Below are 17,607 nucleotides of genomic sequence, written 5' to 3'. Positions count from 1 at the left end.
AAGCGGCTGGGGTTTCATTACGGTGTGTTGAGAAACGTAAACTCAATGCTGAGATCCATTGCGACGAAACCCTTCCTTTCGGATTTCGGGATTTTGATTCTTCGGGTCATTACAGGAACTCTTCTGATCCATCACGGGTATGAGAAGTTAGCCAATATCGAGAATTTCGCAGACGCTTTCGTGCGTCCGCTTCACCTGCCCTTCCCAATTCTTCTCTCTTATATCGCTGCCTTTTCGGAGGTGATTGGTAGTTGGTTGCTGATCACTGGATTTCTGACCCGTTTTGGTGCACTCGCGATCATGGGAACGATCTCAGTGGCCATCTATCACGCCATCATTACTGCTGGATTCAACATCTATTTGTTGGAACTTCTCGGTCTCTACTTCGGTGCAGCCGTGGCGATTCTTGCCATGGGCCCCGGACGTTTTGCTATTGATGAATTAATCGTGCGCCGCTTCAGTCCTGAACTTGAGCGAGAACTGTCTGGTCCGATTGATACGGTTGTATCAGAAGGCGGTCTCGCTTAGGTCTAAGTCAGCTTTATGGAAGGGTGAATCCGGATTGAAGATGCTTGACGTCGAGCATCACCCAGCTCAACCAAATCACCACCCCGATCACTCCTGACACTGCCGCAAACTTCCCTACATTGCGAAGTAGCAGTTCGCTCACACTCATTTCGCGCACGGTTCTGTCCCGATCAGCCTCCATCCTGCTTGATCAGTGTCACAGCAATGAACGTTCCTCTTAATTCCCCCACAGTCAGCCTTCTGATTGTGGGGTTTTTCTTTGTCGTTCTTCAGGTCTGGTGGATTCGGTCGTTGCTGTTTAGAAATTCAGCGCGTCAAAAAGCTCAGCCTTTGAGCACCCAACAGTTTCGAAAAGATTTGGAACGAATATTCAAGAATGAATTCTGAGTCCTTAGGCGGGGTGTTCCCCATGATTGAGGACGTGCCACGTTTGTATTGGTTGGATGGGGTCTCTTCAAATTTGCGAATTGGAGTCAGACCAGATTCCAATCGTGACGGATTGGTCCCGTCGTGAGGGATTTGCCCCAGGCCTTGGGGATATTGAGATTTACCGGCACACGGATCGGCAAGGGTTGTGGATTGCCTGGCTCGATCAGGAGCCGATTGGTTGCATTGCCGGTGTTCGTTACAACCTTGATTATGGATTTATTGGCCTGTATCTCGTTGTTCCGCATCAGAGAGGTCATGGGTATGGACAACAGCTTTGGAGGCATGCTCTCGATCACCTTGCGGATCTCACCTGCATCGGATTGGAGGCAGCCCCAGCTCGAATCTTGGATTATGAGGGATGGGGATTTAAATCATCTTCGTTGACCACCCGTTGGAGCTGCCTTAACAAGGGCATTTCAGAGGGCTCCAGAGGCGATCTCCCACCAGGACTTCATGTTGTGGAGGGCCGCGATGTTCCTTCAGAAGCTGTTCAGCTGTACGACGCTCAGCGAGAGCCAAGTCCTAGGCCCCATTTTCTTGCCGATTGGCTTGGACATCAGTCTGGTCAAGTTCTTGCGCTTCTTGATGACAGCGGCAATTGTCATGGTTTTGGCCGCATTCGTCCATGCCTTTTGCGAGATGGTGAAGGTTGGCGTATCGGCCCTCTCCTCGCCGATTCACCTGGGTTAGCCACCTATCTCATTCGAAAGCTTCAGCAGCGCCACCCAGGAATGTTGTTGATCGATACGCCTGGTTTTAACGCTTCTGCGAATGAGCTTATGGACGCACTGGGTTTTAAGGCTGAGTCGGAAACCATGCGGATGTATCGGGGTGATCTGCCGAAAGTGGCTTTGAACGACGTGTTTGCTCTGGCCTGTTTGGAATTGGGATGAGTGGTTTGGCTTTATTTCTTAGCCGCGTAGACGACCGCTCCACCTGCAACAAGCGTCAGGGCGCCAGTGGTGATTAGGAAACCAACCAACAGGGTGAAACCAATCAAGGAGCCAAGAAGCGACATCTTGACGCGTAGAAGCTTGGACTTCATCAGCATCACCATCAAGATCACGATGGTGGCTTTAAGACCAGCCACCTTGCCTGCACTGATCAGGAAGAACGGATTAAGAGGAAGCATGTCTTCGCCTACAAAGAGACACCAATTCTGACGAGTTTGATCTCTCATCCGTGAGATCTTCCATCGCGAGCATCAGCCATCGATGATGGATGGCATGTGTGGACGTTTTGCACTCACTGCGGATGCCCGTGAGCTCCCGGAGACGATTCGGGAGCTCATGGGTGATGTGCATCTTTCGCGCTATGCGCCACGGCAACTGATCCGCCCTTCTGAACCCGTGTTGGGATTGCGTCGAGAAGAGTGCAAGACCGAAGCTGCGCTCATGCTTTGGGGGTTGATTCCTTCCTGGGCGAAAGACCCCTCTGCTGGGCCTAGACCCATCAATGCCCGCTCTGAGACCGTCGCCGAGAAAGCGAGTTTTCGAGCAGCCTGGCGCCACCGGCGATGTTTGATTCCAGCGACTGGATTTTTCGAAAAAAACTTCTTTGTACGCCGTCTTGATCAACGTTCCTTTTGGATGGCTGGATTGTGGGAGCGCTGGCTTGGTTCGGATGGGAGTGAACTTGATACCTGCACGATTCTCACCACTGCAGCGAATTCTCTGATTCAGCCGCTGCACGATCGAATGCCTGTGTTGATTCCTGATGGTCTGGAAGAGGCCTGGCTGGCCGTTGCTGATGGGCATGACCTCCGGGCTCTAGAGCCACTCCTGATGGGTTGGGATCCTCAAGGTTGGATGGTGGAACCGATTCAATCGGGCGGGAAAGAACCATCTCCATCTCCTTTCCAGGGTTCGCTATTTGACATCCAGTGATCGATCCCCGTTCCTTGCTGTTCAATCTCGAATCCGTTGGTCCCTGAGGCGTCGCATGCTGTTGCGGGGCATGATCCGATTGTCTTTGAGTGAATGGAGAGGGGCGTCTCGATTCTCTGCTCTTGGGTTCAAACTGATGAGCAACATCAAAGCAATCAAGCCCAGCAATATGATCCCAGACCTAATCGGTGAGATCATCTTCAATCCTCCACTGCCGTCACAACATTCTGTTCAAGTGGTAGCAATTCGTCGTCGTCGTTTGCCCGAGTACGAACAGGAGCATTGAACCCACGTGCTCGTGGGTTCTTGACATCAAAAGGGCCTGGAGTTCCTTTGGGAACAGCGAGTCGTAGTGCGAACGGATGGGGCCCAGGGTCTACATCTCCAATGGATCCAACCCGTGTGCGGTTTTGAAGCACTGGCTCACCGCTGCGATCAAGAATGCGTGCATAAACATCCGTATCGACGACAGCCCGTTTGCTGGGATTCTCCACTGTTCCGCTGAGCACGTAGCAGCTGGCTCCCTCAGGACTGGTGATGGTATTGCGAGTATTCCCTTGAGCCTGACTTGGTTGTGCCCCTGGGTCCTTGGCATCGCAGGGAGCTAAGGCCACGTCACTCAACCGCAATTCAGCTGCCAGAACGGGGGTACTGATCAGCAAACACATGGCGATCAGAAGTGAAATAAGAGAGCGCTGAATCATGGCTTGGACGGGGTTCAGACCTGCACCATGCCGCAGCTCAGGCTTCATTGTGCCTTCCTTTCTTCCTTTGGGTTGATTTTTTGCAGTGAACAGAGAAGTTGAGGCCAGAGGCTTAGGTGTGAAGGATGGACTGTTCGCGAGCGATTGGAAAACATTAATTCGTCTTATTTATGATGCGTTATATTTTTTATTTTATTTCCATCTTGATTGAATCATTGGCGTTGTCTATTTTGCTGGTGATTACTTAAAGGAAGAGAGATTCGCTTTTGCCATCTTTAGTGCATCCTCGCAAGCCGATCGATCTTCGGAATCAATATCCCCCTGGCTTCCATTTAGTCGTGCTTCCAGGAAGGCAATTTCGTCGATCCAATAGTCTTTACTGTTGTCTGAATCGTTCGTCATCTGTAGTAGGTTGGCTTTCACAGTATTCTCTCTTCATTAGGAGCAATTTGCAAGATGCCATCCTCGGTAACCAGTGATTTCAATTACCAGAGTTGAAACTTTGTTGTATGTGTAGATGATTGGGATAGTTTGTGGCTAAGAGCAACTGCTGCTAGGACTGGTGCAAACACTCCTATAAAAACTGTCTTAGTAAAGAGCTGCCGCAGTTGATTGTTTTTGGAATTGTCATTTCAGAAATACTATTGAGTTAGATCTTTTTGTCCTTTGAATTAGCTGAATGATCGGTTAGGTATCAATGAAATCTGAGGCTCAGAAGGTTAGAGATATCAATTCAGTACCAGTTGAATGGCGCGGCGACTGCTGTCGATGGCCAAGACGATGGCTAATCCTCGTAGACAACGAACCAACACTGACGAATCAAAAAGATCGAGGCGTCTCGCTGACCATTGGGCGGCTAATGCCGCAACGCAGCCCAGCGTGAGTCCCATCCAGGGAATGCCCCTACCTTCGTGCAGAAACTGGAGTGACGCTGCACTTGCTGAGCAAAGCACTGCCACGGTGCTCAGTCGAATCGCCTGATGGATGGGGACTGCAAAAGGCCCACTCATGAGTGGTACGAGCACGAGTCCTCCGCCCAGGCCAAGCATGCCTGCTGTCCAACCCGCGATGCAGCCCACCCCAGCCAGCAGGGGTGCGGATGTTTCTTCTATTTCTGCGTCTTCGACTGTTTCTTCCTCTTCAGCTTCATTTGTCTCAGCTTGTGGCGGCTCTTTGATGGAAAAAGCCAACAAGACATACACCGATGTCTGCATGGCTAACAGCATCCATCCAGTGGCAAGGCCACCGAGTCGTCCAAATATCAATGCTGATCCGAAGCCTGCTAACCCAATGGCTAAGGCCGATCGTGTTGGCAGGCTTCCGCTTTGAAGGTGCACGATTGTCCCAGCTAAAGCGGTTGGGACAATCGCAAAGCTGCTAGTGGCGAGGGCCTGATGAGCCGGAAGGTTGAGCCAGAGCAGAACCGGCGCAAAGATAAGACCGCCGCCGATTCCTAACAATCCAGCCAATCCACCCGCTAGGAGTCCGAGGCTGATCAAGATCGGGATATCCCACCAAGGCACCACGGCGTCTGTTTGATTGCTGCCTCAGCATGCTTTGAACGGCTGTCGCAATGGGGTTGATGAGTTCAGATGGTTACTGATTTTGTTGAAAAAGTGCCGTGTTATACCACACTTTTGCATCTACCACGGTTATTGTGCTATTACTGGAAAAGGTAGGTGAAAAATGAATCCGGCAAAACAGCATCGCAAGCTTCATAAGCTTTTATCAAGAGCTGAAGTGTGCCTCACGAGAGACGAGGCGCAGAAAATTTTAAAGAAGGCTGCCAAAACGCAACGCAAGCTCGAGCAGGGTCCTTCCGCCGTAGGTCTTGAAGATTCTGTAGCCTAGCTTTCAGATTTGTTTGATAATATCAACAATGTACCTTTTGTTAAGAGGAATGTATCAGACTTAGTGAATAATTAATTTCTGTTGGTGCAAATTCAGACAAGTAAAGTATGTTTTCTTGGCTGAGTAGAAGCCTAGAAAAGAGACATCGCTTTAATCTTTGACACTTTTTTGGGATCCAGGCCTTGTAGGTCATTGGCTTCAATAAGATCTCTTTTCATCATTTCTGCGAGAGAAAAGAGGATTGTGTCGTGGTTGAATTCCATTCGACCCTCTATCTCGAACCTCTCCGTACTGAGATAGTCATGAAGTGAGCAAACTGATTCCAGTGAGTTCAGGGATTGACTCTTGTTTTGTATGACACCAATCAAAACAGTCACGGCCCTCTCATTGCCTTTATGGAAGGCTTTTCGAGCAATTTCTGTTTCTGTGGAAGGCCAGTCAACTTGCGTCATGACGTGAATCAAAAGGGGTGGTGTTAGCCGGAGGTGGAGGTTCAGGCCGTCTGACTCAATGGGGATCGTTGGCGCAAACGCGGAAGATCAAACCAGGGGGTGGACGGTGATAGGTGGTGTTCGCGATGATATCCAAAGTGATAGCAAGCTGCGAACGAGAGCCATGGATGAATCGTCAAACTCCTCGGTGTTTGACGATTGGGATTGTTCTTATTGAGGTGGTGGGGAAACCATGTACCTACAAAAAAGAGTTGCAGAGCGCTCAGAATTAAAGGGAGAACACAGAACACAGCAACGGATAAAACTGCTTGTTGATCCGTTGATGGGATCAGGATGATCAGTGTCATCCATTGCGCAACTAAAATCGTGAGTTGTCCGGCATTCAAGTACCGGCTCATGAAGTCCCAAAACCATCGCAAAGCGGATTGGTCTGGATGGCTTAGGTAATCAGGGTCTCTCTCGGTTTCAGCCTTGAGGTGGTGAAGATTGTGGTTGCTCTTGCACCAGTGATAACTCAGACCTGCATAAAGAATTAGCGCAGCAGTACCAATGCCATGGTTGAGTTTTGAACTTTTGGGGGCAAGGGTTCCATGCATGGCGTCGTGGCCAATGATAAATAAACCCGTTTGAACAAAAGTTCTCAACAGAACGAGTGGGATGAGTGTTGCAAGCCGCAATGATTCAAGATTCAACGAAAGGCAGCCCACAAGTGTGATACACCAAATCGCTGTGATCATTGCGGCAAGTACCAAACCCAGCTCACGCTGCTGAACTGATTCAGCTTTTACCAAGTTTCAAAAGTTCAGCTGGTGATGCGAGGAGGTCGATGGCAACAAAATAGATTTTGTTGTTCTCGTCCAGAAGGAAACGCCAAGCAACATTCATGCCGACTTCTCCTCCAAACCAAGGTGTTTGAACTTGTCCGGTCACTTTGATTTGGTTGAAACCGCCATCTGTAGGTTCGCCATAACCACCCTTAGGCAATAGCTTTAGGTTCTGACAATCGCGCTTGAAGAATTTGAGAATGGCTTCTGTTCCGACGATCGGTCTTTGGAAGGGGGGTTGAAGAGCGCCATCCGATAAAAATAATTTAATCAATCCATCAAAATCATTGGAATTCAGAAGTTCCATGTAATCGAGAACTGTTTGGTTCAACACACCAGGAATGAAAACCTTTTCGCGAGCTTCTGAAGGTGTTGGAGCAACAATCGGTTCAGAAATAATGGCTGAATCGTCGCTGTCAGGGTCAAAACCCATATCAACTACAAAATTCCGCAAGATGCTGATCTGCTGTCCCTGCTCAACTTTTTTGACTGATTCAAGAACAGCGTTCGCATTGGATGACAACTTATAGCCCTCGGGAATTGGGGCGACTTTCCCCTGATTCATCAGCTCACCGAGTTCGTACCAGAAACCCAATTTCACATTGATCGACCAGAAGGCATAACGCTTTGAAATTGGAGCATCAACTTTTCCAGCCAGGTCGCACATCACGCGGCTTTGCTCGCTGAAGCTCATACTTGTAATTTCATCCAGCGTTGGCTGTGCGATCGCCATACGTGCAGCGCCTGGAGCTGCAACTGTGATCGTGCGCCCCATCTCTAAATAGGCAAACCAAATCAGTGCGAGTTGATCGTCCGCGCTCAACAACTTGTAGCGAGCAGTAATCGCTGGAACAGCATCAGCTGTGCGTGTATCTGGGAATATCTGCGCGGCCTTATCGATCGTGAACATGGAAGTACCGCGCTTGAAGATTCGTGAAGTGTAACACTCTGTGTCGAAGGAGTAGCGCTTTTGGCGTTGATTTGGTAACGGTTAGGTCATCTGATTACGAATGATGCTATCCCACAGGCTTGTGGGCAGAAGTCTTTGTATGACTGCAGACTGGGCCCGGTGGCCGCATCGATAACGTGCTTTTGGGGCGCGGGCATCTAAGGCCTTGTGGATGGTCGCAGCAACGACGTCTGCCGGAGATGCCCTTTTGAACCCCTCAACCCAGTTTCCTTGCACTTTCTTCATCATTGGAGCCCATGCGAGATCTCTTTGGGCTTCAGCCATTGATTTGCTAGCGACGGTTTCGAAGCGGGTTGCAATTAAGCCGGGTTCGATAATGACCACTTTGATTCCGAATTGGTGAAGCTCTAGACGCAAGGCATCGCTCAGCGCTTCCAGGGCAAATTTACTTGCCCCATACCAACCGGCTCCAGGGGTAACAAATCGCCCCGCGATCGATGAAAGATTGATGACTCTTCCCTTGCCACGCTTTCTCATTTCCGGCAATACCATTTGGGTGAGTCCGATTAAGCCGAAGACGTTGACCTCAAACAGCTTCTGAGCGGTTTGTATTGGCATGGTTTCTATCGGACCTACGTCTCCAAAGCCCGCATTGTTCACAAGGGCATCAAGAGTTCCAAATTGTTGATGGATATGCCTCACAACAGATTGCCTTGATTGGCTGTCAGTGATATCGAGAGATAGGACTTCGGCACCTGACGCACGAAGATCGTTCATTGATTCTGTGTTTCGTGCTGCAGCGATGACCTTCCAGCCTTGAACCAGAAGGAGCTGAGCGGTGGCTTTGCCAATCCCGCTCGATGCCCCAGTGATCAAAACAGTCCGTTGAGGCTTGGACATCCGGGACTGATGTGGAAGAGTGCGCTAAGGCTGACAGCGATGACATGAAACAGCTTCCAGGTCGCACGCGTCCTCGTTGGCAGCAGCAACTCATTTCTGGTCTTGTTGTTGGCTTGGGATTGGTAGTGATGGCGGCGTTGCTACCCATCGTGTTGCCGATCATGCTGATCGCTGGCTTGCTGGCCGCGCTAGCCCTGATCCCGATCCTGCGTCAATTGCGCAATGAACTCGAGCAACTGGATCAAGTTCAGAGGAAATCTTCCAAACGCATTCCTATGGATGTGACTCCTTGGCAGCGAAAAATGTGGGATCGATGGAAATCGTCGTTGAATCGAAACCTATAGGGCGCTGCCGTCGTCAGGAGTTCGCACGACGGAAATAGTACGGGCTCCGAATTCATCCAGAGCTGCAGCCCATGCCGCTGCATGGTCTGAGGCAAACACTGTGATGGAGCCGACACTCTCACCAGTGAGTTTGAAGAAAACGGTGAATCGCTGGGACATCGCTCTCCAGTCGATACCAAGATCACTGTGGCATTTTGAGCACGATCATCGACTGATTACCGTGCATTTTCGCTAGAGAAGGGTCAGAAAAGTTTTAGCGGACAACATTTCCTATGCAGACCCCATCTCAGATGCGTTCGGTGACCCCAGGAGGGCCTGAAGGAGGACTGGTCGCGATCCTTGGTCTCGTCTTAGCCGCTCTGCTGTTGCTTTCTCAGGCTTTATTTGTGGTGCCAGCTGGTGAAGTTGCTGTTGTGACAACACTTGGCAAGGTCAGTGGTGCGTCACGCCAACCTGGTTTGAATACCAAACTCCCCCTGGTGCAGCAGGTTTGGCCCTTCAGTATTCGCACCCAGGTTCGACCTGAAAATTTTGCGACCCTTACCAAGGATTTGCAGGTGATTGAGGCTACGGCCACGATCAAATATGCATTGCGTGCTGATCAAGCTGGTCGGGCTTACAGCACGATCGCAAGCAGTGATCGTGATATTTATCCCCGTATCATTCAGCCTTCTTTGCTGAAAGCACTTAAATCTGTGTTTTCTCAATATGAATTGGTCACAATTGCATCCGAGTGGAATGACATCTCAACTCTTGTTGAAGAAACGGTTGCAGATGAACTTCAACAATTTGATTATGTACAGGTTCTCGGGCTTGATCTCACAGGACTAGAAATTGCCGAAGAGTATCGAGCAGCGATTGAGCAGAAACAAATTGCTGAGCAGCAACTTCTCAGAGCTCAAACCGAGGTGAAAATTGCTGAGCAAGAGGCTTTGCGCTACGACACTTTGAACAAAAGTCTTGATGATCGAGTGTTGTACAAATTATTTCTAGACAAGTGGGACGGCATGACCCAAGTTGTTCCTGGTTTGCCAGGAACCAACGGTGGTATGCCTTCCGTGATCGTTGGATCAAAGAAGTAAGGGTTCCATAGTCCTGAAATCAATTCTAAGCTGATGGGTGCATATTTTTGCAACCATCAGCTGGATCTAACTTTATTTCTGCGTTGATGTATTCTTAGTATTGTTTGAAACGCCAATCCTTGAGCCGAGGGCTCATTGTTTTTTGGAATTGGTGTGGTTATGTATAGGGAATTGAACCCTTCTGGATTCCATGAGCATTCTCTACAGGTTGATTTAACGTGATATCGCTGATTTCAGAACCAGCTCTTGTGAGGTGAGTGAGTGAATCGTCGTGTAATTAGGGGGCTTTTTGTGGTGTTGCTCTTGGGTTTGATCACCCATTGCGCATCCAAAACCCAAGTGCGTGTTCGCTATCGGGTCGTTCCACAACGGTCGCCAGAACGGTTTCAGCCCCCGAAGCAAAGTCCCTCGCCACGTGGGCTTTTGCTTTGAAAAATCAAGCCATTGTTAAGGCATAAGCCTGAGTTTGTTTGTGTTTGGAACTATTCGATCATGCCGAACACGAAATTGTGTTAATCCAATTCATCATCAAGAAAGCGGCTTGAGCGAACTTTTCTTCACTAGCTGTTTGTATTGACCTGATCTTTTGCTTGACATGCATTGAGCTGTGTAACAGCAAGCTCACCTTATCCACGAACGGACGTTCAAGTCACTTAGAAGAGTTTCGTCCTGATAGTGAGCAGCATCCATGCAGAATTGCTTCAGCAGGGACCTTGCACGTTCACTCGTGGTCATGCTCTTAGAGATGCAAGCAGAGCTTCGCGAATTCTCTTATCAAATGGATCTTGAAGAACAGCGCTATCAAAAGGCTCAGGCTCGATCTGGATCCACAGTCAGTCCCTTGAGTGCTAGAGCGAGCTGACGGGCTGCAAGCAACCCTGGATATAAAAACCTAGCTCTCTTGCTATCTCGGAAGAGTCCATTCAGCAATACCAAAAGTGGATCGCTTGGTTTGAGTTGGCTGCAGAGAACAGAAATTGCTTCGCTTCCGTGCCAAATCCGATCTCCGTCCATCAATACGGCTCCTTCGCTCAAATCGAATCCCCGCTGGCGTAAATCGTTGCGGAGTCCATGTTCAAGCCTTCCATCCCGGATCAGGAGATCTGGAATGCCTCCTTTCAGTTCGCTTTGCAAGGCAAATGCTTTGCAGAAAGGACAGCCACCGTCGTAGACCAGCGTTTTCAGCAACCCCTCCAACCGTTCGTTCGGTAAGTTGATGTGATTGACAGTAATTTAGATGGCAGACAAGGAGCTACTCAAAGAAGTCGGACAGGAGTTGTGGGGGTCAGTCAAGAAGCTGCGTCCGGGTTTGCCTCGTGAATCTCGATTGGAGCTCACCCTCAAGGCACTGATGGTGATTGGTGATCTTTCCGACCAGGTTCAGGCTGCGGTTGTTGTGGGTCTCATTGCCGAGCAAGAACCGCCTGAGAATGAACCTCAGGGCAAAGATGTCACAACCAGTCCTGACAACGAGCCTGAGGTGGAGCAGACACCTGATGGTCGTCGAGTGGTGCGTCGTCGATCACGTGCTGCCGGTTGATCAAGGAAGGGATTGTTCGATGAGCAGGTGTTGATCGACTCATTGAGTCCTGCTCAGATCTTGGATCGGCCTACAAACGAACTTTTTGCTTCTCCCATATGCACTGCAGGACCTCATTCTGCAGTGCATTTCAGTGCAAGTTGGGTGGGTTAGTTCAGTAAAGCCTTGCCTCGGCTGTGAATGTTGCGGGCGTACTCCGTCCATGTGCCTTGGCCCCAATAACGAAAGCAGCTTGTTTCAAGTAGAAGCAGATGCAGCAGTGCTTTTTGGTACCTCTCATCTGTCGTGAATGATGGATTTTCTGCCGTTTGCTGGTCGAAACGTTGATGAAAGGCTGCGCTGAGTTGGTTCATCGGTTCCAACACGTTGTCGTACCCCTCAACCCAACTGAGGTTGTTGGTCCATGAGGCTCCCTCCATCGAGAAGCCACTATTACTGGCTTTGAGTTCATCGATTGCTGCTTTGACAGTCTCACGATTTGAACCACGTCCCACCTGCTGCCATAGCCGGTGCTGCTGTACTGCCTGTACTTCGGGGAAATCGGTGGTCGTTACTCCTGCCTGCTCGAGAAGCTCAAGCCATTCGCTTCCGTTGATTGCCACCGTTTGGGCTTGCCCCTCTCCCACCGGGTTCTGATTGCACGCTTTGCGGTGCGCTTGAAGAAACGCCTCTGGGAATTCATTCATCATCACTCCCCCGTTTTCGCCATCCGCGATTTGCGTTACCACTGATGGAATATGCCTGCGTCCAAGCGGTTGTTGCCCCAGGGTGAGCGCCTCGTAATAGGGCTGCATTTGGCCCACCAGTTTGGTGTCAGAGCCTTGTGTCTTGATTAAAACAGTGATCCGTGCTGTGTCTCCTGTTGAGCTCCGTGCGACCAGTTGATTGGGGAGGTACCTCTGTGCATGGGTCAGAGGTGAGCCATCTGGGTTTTCTACACTGTGTTCTTGAACCATCAACCAGCTGTAACCACAATCATTGAGAGCCTGGATGAAGGCATGAAGGGTATCTGGGTGGTTTGGAAGATGCATTTCGGGGGGTGAAAACCCTTTCACCCGTTTGAGTGCTTCCTCCCCGAAAAGATCAACAAACTGGTGTTGCCAGGCACTGATCTGAAGCTTGAGATCGGGAATCGGTGTGGATGGAGCTACCGCATGGCTCCAGAACGTACCTAGCCATTCCACATGGCGTTGCATGTCTGGATCACAGGCGAGATAGCGCAGTGCGCGTGTGATGTCTTCTCGACCCATCTGGTGAACTCCCCAGAGGAGGTTGCCCGAATAATCGAGCATGATGCGTGGATTGCATCCTTCGCTGATCAGTTGCGGAATGAGATCAGCCATCCGTCGATAGCACTGAGCGAAGGGTTCCGCGTTGTGATTGTCACCCTCTCCCTGGTTCTCAACCATGTATTGCAGATGGGAAACCAGTTCTCCACTTTTGCCGGCCGGGATCGTTGGCTGATGCATGTGTAGAGCACAAGCGAACGCTGAGCTGATCCCCTCAAGCTTCAGATTTGTGTGCTCTATCCAGACAGGCTCGCGATTCTGCAAAAGGGAATGCAGATCGGCTTCTCGGCCGGCGATCGCTGGAGATTGGTGTTGGGTCATGACTTGATTCGTACTCCATCGCGGCTTGGACGTCATCTGACGATCGATTCAGCAGCTCATCCCGGTTCTTGGGTTTCGCTTGCATGGGGTCCCGTTGTGGTCTCATTTCGTGATTCACTAACGGAGAAAAAGGGCATGGGATATCTGTTTTGAGCGCTCTCCAGTCCTTTTTGGAGCACTTGCAACGCGATGGTCGTTTGCAAAGCCGCGTCCAGTCAGCAATGACAGCCGCTGAGGTTGCGATGATCGCTCAGGAGCTCGGCTACCCCGTGTCTGGAAGCGAGTTGCTGTTGCTATCTGGCAAGTCACTGACAGGGATGCGAGTTCTTCGTATCGATCATCCTGGTGAATACCCACACCGTTACTGATTCAAGCTGCTGAGTACAAACACTGATGTGTCTGAGAAATGGCATGCGCCATAACGAAAGAGCCCAATGGGAAGGGCTCAGATCAAGTTCGATGAATGCGTCTCGTGGGCCGTGGCCGGGGGGTCACGGCCTTTTTATTGGTCTGTTGCATCCAGGTTGGATGAGTTCTGTTCGCTGTCTGTTATGCCTTTGAATGTGCTGAAAGCTTGAAAAATCGCGGTTATTTGTGTTTATCACCACATGAATCATCCGTGATCCCGAAGACTTCTGATCGATGTGCGTGGTTTTCACCGTGTTTGGCAGGTTGGGTGCATAAATTGAGGACATACGAAATGCCATTGATGTACAGAATTCAAGAGCTGAGCTCTTCCGGCTGGACCGATCATGCAGCCAGAGCAACCGAAATCGAGGCCTTTTGGGCTGCTCATGCCCTCAGCCAGCAGGAAGGACAATCTGCGAGAGTCCTCAACCCTTTGGATGAGATGGTTTGCATCATGAACCGCTCTGGATCGACTGCGATTCAAACTGATCACGAATTGGTGGCTTAACCGATGGCTTATTTCAGTCACTACAAACATTTCACGATTCGCTACAAGATGTCTGATGGCAGCAAGCAGGAGGCCTGTTTCTATGCATCTGATGCTTGGGAGGCTCGCATCCTTGCTATGGAGTTTTACGAGCACATTCGTCGATGGCCCAACAGCATCGATCTGATCCACGAAGTGGGTTGTCGCTTCTGATCATCAGCTGCCGAATCTTCCATTAAGTCAAGAAATTGCAAATAATGGGGTCAGAGGCATGAACTGGCTCCAAAATTGGCTTCATGACTTTGACTCACTGTCCACTCTGTATCGGCTTAGCGCTGCTCTCAGCGATTCGAACCACGGCTCATATCGTGATGATTGCTCAGCTCGAGCGTCGCAGTGCAGAGAAGTTTGAGCATCCAGCAAGCCTGCTTGGAACCGTTTTTCAACTCTGAATTTGGTGAGGGGCTGAGCTCATCCCTGTGAAAATGAAAAACGGATCACATCCTCTTGATCAATAGTCTTGCTGGCAGCGGTAGCTCATTGTCTCTTAATCACGCTGACCACAAACGCTGTGCCTTGATGTGATGAGGCAGGCATCACGATGGAGGGCTCAACGCTCTTGAATTAAATCAAGTCTGCTACTGCATTGAACGAAAAGAGAACTTTGTGAGAAAGATCTTAAAAACGAAGCTGAAATGTCCTTGGAGCCACAGCAGAAAATTTAGTGTTGGAAAGCGATGACCATTGCTGGATCATTTATTTGCAATCACCCAAGCAGTGGCAACGCGTTGCTTTAAGTAGAGATCTGCAAGATGTTTGGCAAGCTCTTTCAGCTCCGCTACGTCAGTTGAGGAGTCGATTTGACGCTTGATTGCCTCTGTTTCGAATTGCTGGGCAAGAGTAGCTTGCATGGAATTGCCTATTGATCTAGCAATCTTAAAAACTCTTCATTAGGACCGTGGGCCACGGTTGGCCGAGCGAGGCGCCAGGATGTAACGAAATCGTTACAAACCCCATGACTGTTGGCGAACTCGTGCTCGAAACCCTCTCCACTGGGGTAATTACGGAAGATGAGGTCACTTGGTTGACTGATCATTTGCAGACATTTTCGCGGCCTGAAGAAGCAGCTGCCATTCGCTTGGGTCGTCTCATGGATGACGGTCAAGTTAATCTCGGGTGCCGGGTCTCGAAGCGCTGGCTACATCATCGTGAGGTCCTAGTGGACTGGATTGAACCTCTCGGACGTCACAGCTGATCACGATTTGGCTTGGCGAATCGAATGCCTCTATTCACTGGGATGACTAATGCATCCAGATTTTAAAGTGCATAGATCAATCGCTCATTCCTGTCAGATCGGCATGAATTTTCTTCGGTCAAGCTAATTATTTCATGAATTGCGTAGGGGCAAGTTTTCACTTTTGCAATGGTCTTGACAACTTTTATCTTGCATAAATATCTTACCCTCCCATTCATTCGAGATTGATTGCGCCTAACTTAAATCTTGTATTCTACGAAAGATGTTCAAGATTTGATCACGATCTCCATCTTCGAGATGCGTCGTTATGATCTTTGTGCGGAATCCATTTGTTTCGCGCTAATCAGAGCAAGGCACGATTAGGAGTTTTTGCTTACTTCTTGAAATATCTTGATTGTTTTTCATTACTACACCTAGTTGAAAATTGATCCCGTTTTTAGTATATTGATAACGTATATGGGAAGAATATGCTTAAACGATTACGCCCAGCAAATAGGATGGAATTATTGGTAGGAATAGGCTTCTCTTTGGTTGGGTTCTCCGTTGGTTCACTTTTAATTGGACACACCTTAAACAGTGAGATTCAGCTGGATTCCCCCAAGGAAGTGAGTAATCCTGAGTCTAAGCCTTACTTGAGTGAATTATCTCCTGATAGTGAGTATCCCAATGTCTCTAACCCTCAAGCAGCAGATATAAAACAATTAGAAAATACAGATCAACCATCCGGCTCTTCTGCAGTCAAGACATTCAAAAGTTTGTCGAAAGAACAGAAGAATTGTGTTATTTGGAAGAACGCACATCCTGAAGCTGCTTATAAGCTAAAGCAGGGTGATGCATGTTATTGATCCATGGACCTATGACCTGGGTGGGAGATCATGACTTTGTTCTTCTCTTATAACTGTCGCTATGTACAAGCTTGGTCTAAGTGGAAGTCTGTTCAGTTGTATGGACGCTCATACATCTGTTAGCTCACTCGCTGTTCCTTAGCTTTAAGCATTTCATAGGCTTTCCATAACCCAACAACCTCTGAGCATGTGAATTCCTTGTCACACACTCGATATTTCCCATTCCCAACGGCATCGATTGTTGAACCCTTGGATGTTGCGCAGATTCTGCTGAGAAAGGCCACTGGATTGACTCAGTTATCCATGGTCTAGGTCAGCATCTGGGCATTGCGTCCGTTTTGTGTCCGTTCCTTTTCAGATCGAAATAGATTTTTGCAGAGAATAAAGACTTGTTGCATTGTCTGCTCTTTTGATGTCGTTACGTTTTCGTTGCTAACACTAACCAGATCTCTTGTGATTGTTTGATATGGCTTGAGTATTGCTGCCGCACCTTCCAGATACCTTTTTTAGTGTATTAATCTTTTTGTCTTATTTGACACAAGCTGAGTTGGCTTTATTATCTTCACTGGTGCTTGTTGTATGCAATCTCATTCTATTGGTTATTCCTTACGGTTTCCTCCGATCCATTGGATGTGTGATGCCAATTCGCACACCTCAGCATATTGCTACTTAATATGGTAAAAAGACTGTTCGCAATGAAAGCAATTTTTAACGGTAGCATTCTGGCCATAAGCGATGATATCGTTTATGTGGATGGAAATGCTTATTTCCCTCGTGATGCCCTGCATCTCCAATACTTTCGCGACTCTAGACATACATCGGTGTGTGGTTGGAAGGGTACAGCACGCTACTGGGACTTGATTGTTGACGATCAGATTATTACGAATGTGGCATGGAGTTATGAGACACCAAAGCCTGATGCAGAAGCCATTCGTTATCGGGTTGCTTTCTATTCCGGAAAGGGTGTCGTTGTCTCTTGATGGTTTAGACGCGAGTTTCGTTTGAGTACGTCCAATAGCCCCTTATGCTTTGTGTCTAACTTGCGTTGAACTTTGTTTAGAGTGAGACTTCCTTGGGTTCATAATAGTATTTGATTGATCGACTTACTCCTTGCTGTTTTGCGTTAATTGTCATTGGCCTATTAATGACCTAGAGTGATTCTTTGTTTGCATTGTATTTATATGGAAAATGACTCTTTTGAAACCATGCGTTCGAGTGCAAAAAAGCTAAATCCGATTGTTCCTTTGTATCACATCGTTCGGGACGATTTTCAGGAAGATCCGATCACCAAGATGCAATTTGTTTGTTACGATGATGCCTATGATGAACTAGAGCGCTTTTATGGAGATTTATGCTGCTCTGACGAGAGAATAGAGTATTCAATTGTGCCAATTTGATTGCTTCTTCTGGTTGTATTATTTGGCCTTGATTAAGCTAATTGTGTTTTTGTCGAGATGATCAATGGTTGATAGCACTTATATGAATTTCTGGCCATCAATTGATATTGCTTCGGTATCGCGACTTGGCGAAGTTTTGAATTTTGCTGCTGAAT

Annotated in this window: 26 protein-coding genes; 14 read left to right on the top strand and 12 right to left on the bottom strand. The window is 48.6% G+C overall.

Annotation, left to right across the window (positions count from 1 at the left end):
• Positions 1 to 45 precede the first annotated feature (45 nt).
• Entirely contained in the window at positions 46 to 528 is a 483-nt protein-coding gene (locus SynPROS91_RS07405; RefSeq protein WP_186515849.1) for a DoxX family protein, read from the top strand.
• Positions 529 to 541: 13 nt separating this feature from the next.
• Here the strand turns inward: SynPROS91_RS07405 and SynPROS91_RS07400 are convergent, their stop codons facing one another.
• A complete protein-coding gene (locus SynPROS91_RS07400; protein WP_186515848.1) occupies positions 542 to 709 on the bottom strand; it encodes a hypothetical protein in 168 nt (55 codons plus the stop codon).
• Between the two features lie 262 nt (positions 710 to 971).
• On the opposite strand from SynPROS91_RS07400, the gene SynPROS91_RS07395 reads away from it, so the two are divergent.
• Positions 972 to 1,850 carry a GNAT family N-acetyltransferase gene (locus SynPROS91_RS07395; RefSeq protein WP_186515847.1) on the top strand — a complete coding sequence of 293 codons (879 nt, stop codon included), beginning with the start codon at positions 972 to 974 and terminating at the stop codon, positions 1,848 to 1,850.
• Between the two features lie 11 nt (positions 1,851 to 1,861).
• Here SynPROS91_RS07395 and SynPROS91_RS07390 read toward each other — a convergent pair whose 3' ends face one another.
• A complete protein-coding gene (locus tag SynPROS91_RS07390) occupies positions 1,862 to 2,089 on the bottom strand; it encodes a hypothetical protein (protein WP_186519618.1) in 228 nt (75 codons plus the stop codon).
• Between the two features lie 94 nt (positions 2,090 to 2,183).
• On the opposite strand from SynPROS91_RS07390, the gene SynPROS91_RS07385 reads away from it, so the two are divergent.
• Complete coding sequence (locus SynPROS91_RS07385; RefSeq protein ID WP_186515846.1) at positions 2,184 to 2,843, top strand: SOS response-associated peptidase; 660 nt, start codon at positions 2,184 to 2,186, stop codon at positions 2,841 to 2,843.
• Positions 2,844 to 3,043: 200 nt separating this feature from the next.
• On the opposite strand, the gene SynPROS91_RS07380 is transcribed toward SynPROS91_RS07385, so the two are convergent.
• The 6 genes from SynPROS91_RS07380 to SynPROS91_RS07355 form a co-directional block, all read right to left on the bottom strand.
• Positions 3,044 to 3,595: a hypothetical protein gene (locus SynPROS91_RS07380; RefSeq protein WP_370586756.1), complete on the bottom strand. Its 552-nt coding sequence runs from the start codon at positions 3,593 to 3,595 to the stop codon at positions 3,044 to 3,046.
• 680 nt (positions 3,596 to 4,275) lie between these two features.
• A complete protein-coding gene (locus SynPROS91_RS07375; protein WP_186515845.1) occupies positions 4,276 to 5,073 on the bottom strand; it encodes a sulfite exporter TauE/SafE family protein in 798 nt (265 codons plus the stop codon).
• A gap of 456 nt (positions 5,074 to 5,529) precedes the next feature.
• Complete coding sequence (locus tag SynPROS91_RS07370; protein WP_186515844.1) at positions 5,530 to 5,850, bottom strand: hypothetical protein; 321 nt, start codon at positions 5,848 to 5,850, stop codon at positions 5,530 to 5,532.
• A 41-nt stretch (positions 5,851 to 5,891) separates the two neighbouring features.
• Positions 5,892 to 6,641 carry a fatty acid desaturase gene (locus SynPROS91_RS07365; RefSeq protein WP_186515843.1) on the bottom strand — a complete coding sequence of 250 codons (750 nt, stop codon included), beginning with the start codon at positions 6,639 to 6,641 and terminating at the stop codon, positions 5,892 to 5,894.
• A complete protein-coding gene (locus SynPROS91_RS07360) occupies positions 6,628 to 7,584 on the bottom strand; it encodes an orange carotenoid-binding protein (protein ID WP_186515842.1) in 957 nt (318 codons plus the stop codon). Before SynPROS91_RS07360 ends, SynPROS91_RS07365 begins: the two co-directional genes overlap by 14 nt.
• An 81-nt stretch (positions 7,585 to 7,665) precedes the next feature.
• Positions 7,666 to 8,484 carry an oxidoreductase gene (locus SynPROS91_RS07355; protein ID WP_186515841.1) on the bottom strand — a complete coding sequence of 273 codons (819 nt, stop codon included), beginning with the start codon at positions 8,482 to 8,484 and terminating at the stop codon, positions 7,666 to 7,668.
• A 44-nt stretch (positions 8,485 to 8,528) separates the two neighbouring features.
• Between SynPROS91_RS07355 and SynPROS91_RS07350 the strand changes: the two genes are divergently transcribed.
• A complete protein-coding gene (locus tag SynPROS91_RS07350; protein ID WP_255439675.1) occupies positions 8,529 to 8,828 on the top strand; it encodes a hypothetical protein in 300 nt (99 codons plus the stop codon).
• Here the strand turns inward: SynPROS91_RS07350 and SynPROS91_RS07345 are convergent.
• Entirely contained in the window at positions 8,823 to 8,987 is a 165-nt protein-coding gene (locus tag SynPROS91_RS07345) for a hypothetical protein (protein ID WP_186515839.1), read from the bottom strand. The genes SynPROS91_RS07350 and SynPROS91_RS07345 overlap by 6 nt on opposite strands.
• Positions 8,988 to 9,100: 113 nt before the next feature.
• On the opposite strand from SynPROS91_RS07345, the gene SynPROS91_RS07340 reads away from it, so the two are divergent.
• A complete protein-coding gene (locus tag SynPROS91_RS07340) occupies positions 9,101 to 9,910 on the top strand; it encodes a prohibitin family protein (protein ID WP_255439674.1) in 810 nt (269 codons plus the stop codon).
• Positions 9,911 to 10,720: 810 nt separating this feature from the next.
• On the opposite strand, the gene SynPROS91_RS07335 is transcribed toward SynPROS91_RS07340, so the two are convergent.
• Positions 10,721 to 11,098 (bottom strand): DCC1-like thiol-disulfide oxidoreductase family protein, encoded by a 378-nt coding sequence (locus tag SynPROS91_RS07335; protein ID WP_186515838.1) that lies wholly within the window; start codon positions 11,096 to 11,098, stop codon positions 10,721 to 10,723.
• Positions 11,099 to 11,147: 49 nt separating this feature from the next.
• Between SynPROS91_RS07335 and SynPROS91_RS07330 the strand changes: the two genes are divergently transcribed.
• Entirely contained in the window at positions 11,148 to 11,450 is a 303-nt protein-coding gene (locus tag SynPROS91_RS07330) for a TIGR03894 family protein (RefSeq protein ID WP_186515837.1), read from the top strand.
• A 149-nt stretch (positions 11,451 to 11,599) separates the two neighbouring features.
• On the opposite strand, the gene SynPROS91_RS07325 is transcribed toward SynPROS91_RS07330, so the two are convergent.
• On the bottom strand, positions 11,600 to 13,060 hold the full coding sequence (locus SynPROS91_RS07325; RefSeq protein WP_186519613.1) for a glycosyl hydrolase family 57: 1,461 nt from the start codon (positions 13,058 to 13,060) through the stop codon (positions 11,600 to 11,602).
• A 149-nt stretch (positions 13,061 to 13,209) separates the two neighbouring features.
• Between SynPROS91_RS07325 and SynPROS91_RS07320 the strand changes: the two genes are divergently transcribed.
• From SynPROS91_RS07320 to SynPROS91_RS07310, 4 genes are all read left to right on the top strand, one after another.
• Positions 13,210 to 13,428 carry a Nif11-like leader peptide family natural product precursor gene (locus SynPROS91_RS07320; protein WP_186515836.1) on the top strand — a complete coding sequence of 73 codons (219 nt, stop codon included), beginning with the start codon at positions 13,210 to 13,212 and terminating at the stop codon, positions 13,426 to 13,428.
• Between the two features lie 341 nt (positions 13,429 to 13,769).
• Complete coding sequence (locus SynPROS91_RS12075) at positions 13,770 to 13,976, top strand: hypothetical protein (RefSeq protein WP_222929388.1); 207 nt, start codon at positions 13,770 to 13,772, stop codon at positions 13,974 to 13,976.
• 3 nt (positions 13,977 to 13,979) lie between these two features.
• The gene (locus SynPROS91_RS07315; protein ID WP_006853144.1) at positions 13,980 to 14,168 is read left to right on the top strand and encodes a hypothetical protein; all 189 of its coding nucleotides are present in this window, start codon (positions 13,980 to 13,982) and stop codon (positions 14,166 to 14,168) included.
• Positions 14,169 to 14,251: 83 nt separating this feature from the next.
• The gene (locus tag SynPROS91_RS07310) at positions 14,252 to 14,407 is read left to right on the top strand and encodes a hypothetical protein (RefSeq protein ID WP_186515835.1); all 156 of its coding nucleotides are present in this window, start codon (positions 14,252 to 14,254) and stop codon (positions 14,405 to 14,407) included.
• 300 nt (positions 14,408 to 14,707) lie between these two features.
• Here the strand turns inward: SynPROS91_RS07310 and SynPROS91_RS07305 are convergent, their stop codons facing one another.
• Positions 14,708 to 14,866: a hypothetical protein gene (locus SynPROS91_RS07305; protein WP_186515834.1), complete on the bottom strand. Its 159-nt coding sequence runs from the start codon at positions 14,864 to 14,866 to the stop codon at positions 14,708 to 14,710.
• Between the two features lie 104 nt (positions 14,867 to 14,970).
• On the opposite strand from SynPROS91_RS07305, the gene SynPROS91_RS07300 reads away from it, so the two are divergent.
• From SynPROS91_RS07300 to SynPROS91_RS07285, 4 genes are all read left to right on the top strand, one after another.
• Positions 14,971 to 15,210 (top strand): hypothetical protein, encoded by a 240-nt coding sequence (locus tag SynPROS91_RS07300; RefSeq protein ID WP_186515833.1) that lies wholly within the window; start codon positions 14,971 to 14,973, stop codon positions 15,208 to 15,210.
• A gap of 527 nt (positions 15,211 to 15,737) precedes the next feature.
• The gene (locus SynPROS91_RS07295; protein WP_186515832.1) at positions 15,738 to 16,055 is read left to right on the top strand and encodes a hypothetical protein; all 318 of its coding nucleotides are present in this window, start codon (positions 15,738 to 15,740) and stop codon (positions 16,053 to 16,055) included.
• 695 nt (positions 16,056 to 16,750) lie between these two features.
• Positions 16,751 to 17,035, top strand: coding sequence for a DUF427 domain-containing protein (locus SynPROS91_RS07290; RefSeq protein WP_186515831.1), 285 nt, complete (start codon positions 16,751 to 16,753; stop codon positions 17,033 to 17,035).
• A gap of 201 nt (positions 17,036 to 17,236) precedes the next feature.
• Entirely contained in the window at positions 17,237 to 17,452 is a 216-nt protein-coding gene (locus SynPROS91_RS07285) for a hypothetical protein (protein WP_255439670.1), read from the top strand.
• Positions 17,453 to 17,607: the final 155 nt, after the last annotated feature.

The organism is Synechococcus sp. PROS-9-1 (assembly GCF_014279775.1).
In the GTDB taxonomy this organism is placed as follows: domain Bacteria; phylum Cyanobacteriota; class Cyanobacteriia; order PCC-6307; family Cyanobiaceae; genus Synechococcus_C.
Note: the sequence above shows the minus strand (reverse complement) of the source record. Positions and strands in the feature narration are given on the sequence as shown.

Bases quoted from the DNA above. Each gene is read 5' to 3' on its own strand.
- SynPROS91_RS07395 (WP_186515847.1), top strand. From the start codon at position 972: ATGGGGTCTCTTCAAATTTGCGAATTGGAGTCAGACCAGATTCCAATC.
- SynPROS91_RS07290 (WP_186515831.1), top strand. From the start codon at position 16,751: ATGAAAGCAATTTTTAACGGTAGCATTCTGGCCATAAGCGATGATATC.
- SynPROS91_RS07330 (WP_186515837.1), top strand. From the start codon at position 11,148: ATGGCAGACAAGGAGCTACTCAAAGAAGTCGGACAGGAGTTGTGGGGG.
- SynPROS91_RS07345 (WP_186515839.1), bottom strand. From the start codon at position 8,987: ATGTCCCAGCGATTCACCGTTTTCTTCAAACTCACTGGTGAGAGTGTC.
- SynPROS91_RS07305 (WP_186515834.1), bottom strand. From the start codon at position 14,866: ATGCAAGCTACTCTTGCCCAGCAATTCGAAACAGAGGCAATCAAGCGT.
- SynPROS91_RS07380 (WP_370586756.1), bottom strand. From the start codon at position 3,595: ATGAAGCCTGAGCTGCGGCATGGTGCAGGTCTGAACCCCGTCCAAGCC.
- SynPROS91_RS07285 (WP_255439670.1), top strand. From the start codon at position 17,237: ATGGAAAATGACTCTTTTGAAACCATGCGTTCGAGTGCAAAAAAGCTA.
- SynPROS91_RS07360 (WP_186515842.1), bottom strand. From the start codon at position 7,584: ATGTTCACGATCGATAAGGCCGCGCAGATATTCCCAGATACACGCACA.
- SynPROS91_RS07355 (WP_186515841.1), bottom strand. From the start codon at position 8,484: ATGTCCAAGCCTCAACGGACTGTTTTGATCACTGGGGCATCGAGCGGG.
- SynPROS91_RS07385 (WP_186515846.1), top strand. From the start codon at position 2,184: ATGTGTGGACGTTTTGCACTCACTGCGGATGCCCGTGAGCTCCCGGAG.
- SynPROS91_RS07340 (WP_255439674.1), top strand. From the start codon at position 9,101: ATGCAGACCCCATCTCAGATGCGTTCGGTGACCCCAGGAGGGCCTGAA.
- SynPROS91_RS07310 (WP_186515835.1), top strand. From the start codon at position 14,252: ATGACTTTGACTCACTGTCCACTCTGTATCGGCTTAGCGCTGCTCTCA.
- SynPROS91_RS07315 (WP_006853144.1), top strand. From the start codon at position 13,980: ATGGCTTATTTCAGTCACTACAAACATTTCACGATTCGCTACAAGATG.
- SynPROS91_RS12075 (WP_222929388.1), top strand. From the start codon at position 13,770: ATGTACAGAATTCAAGAGCTGAGCTCTTCCGGCTGGACCGATCATGCA.
- SynPROS91_RS07400 (WP_186515848.1), bottom strand. From the start codon at position 709: ATGGAGGCTGATCGGGACAGAACCGTGCGCGAAATGAGTGTGAGCGAA.
- SynPROS91_RS07405 (WP_186515849.1), top strand. From the start codon at position 46: ATGCTGAGATCCATTGCGACGAAACCCTTCCTTTCGGATTTCGGGATT.
- SynPROS91_RS07390 (WP_186519618.1), bottom strand. From the start codon at position 2,089: ATGCTTCCTCTTAATCCGTTCTTCCTGATCAGTGCAGGCAAGGTGGCT.
- SynPROS91_RS07325 (WP_186519613.1), bottom strand. From the start codon at position 13,060: ATGACCCAACACCAATCTCCAGCGATCGCCGGCCGAGAAGCCGATCTG.
- SynPROS91_RS07370 (WP_186515844.1), bottom strand. From the start codon at position 5,850: ATGACGCAAGTTGACTGGCCTTCCACAGAAACAGAAATTGCTCGAAAA.
- SynPROS91_RS07350 (WP_255439675.1), top strand. From the start codon at position 8,529: ATGAAACAGCTTCCAGGTCGCACGCGTCCTCGTTGGCAGCAGCAACTC.
- SynPROS91_RS07300 (WP_186515833.1), top strand. From the start codon at position 14,971: ATGACTGTTGGCGAACTCGTGCTCGAAACCCTCTCCACTGGGGTAATT.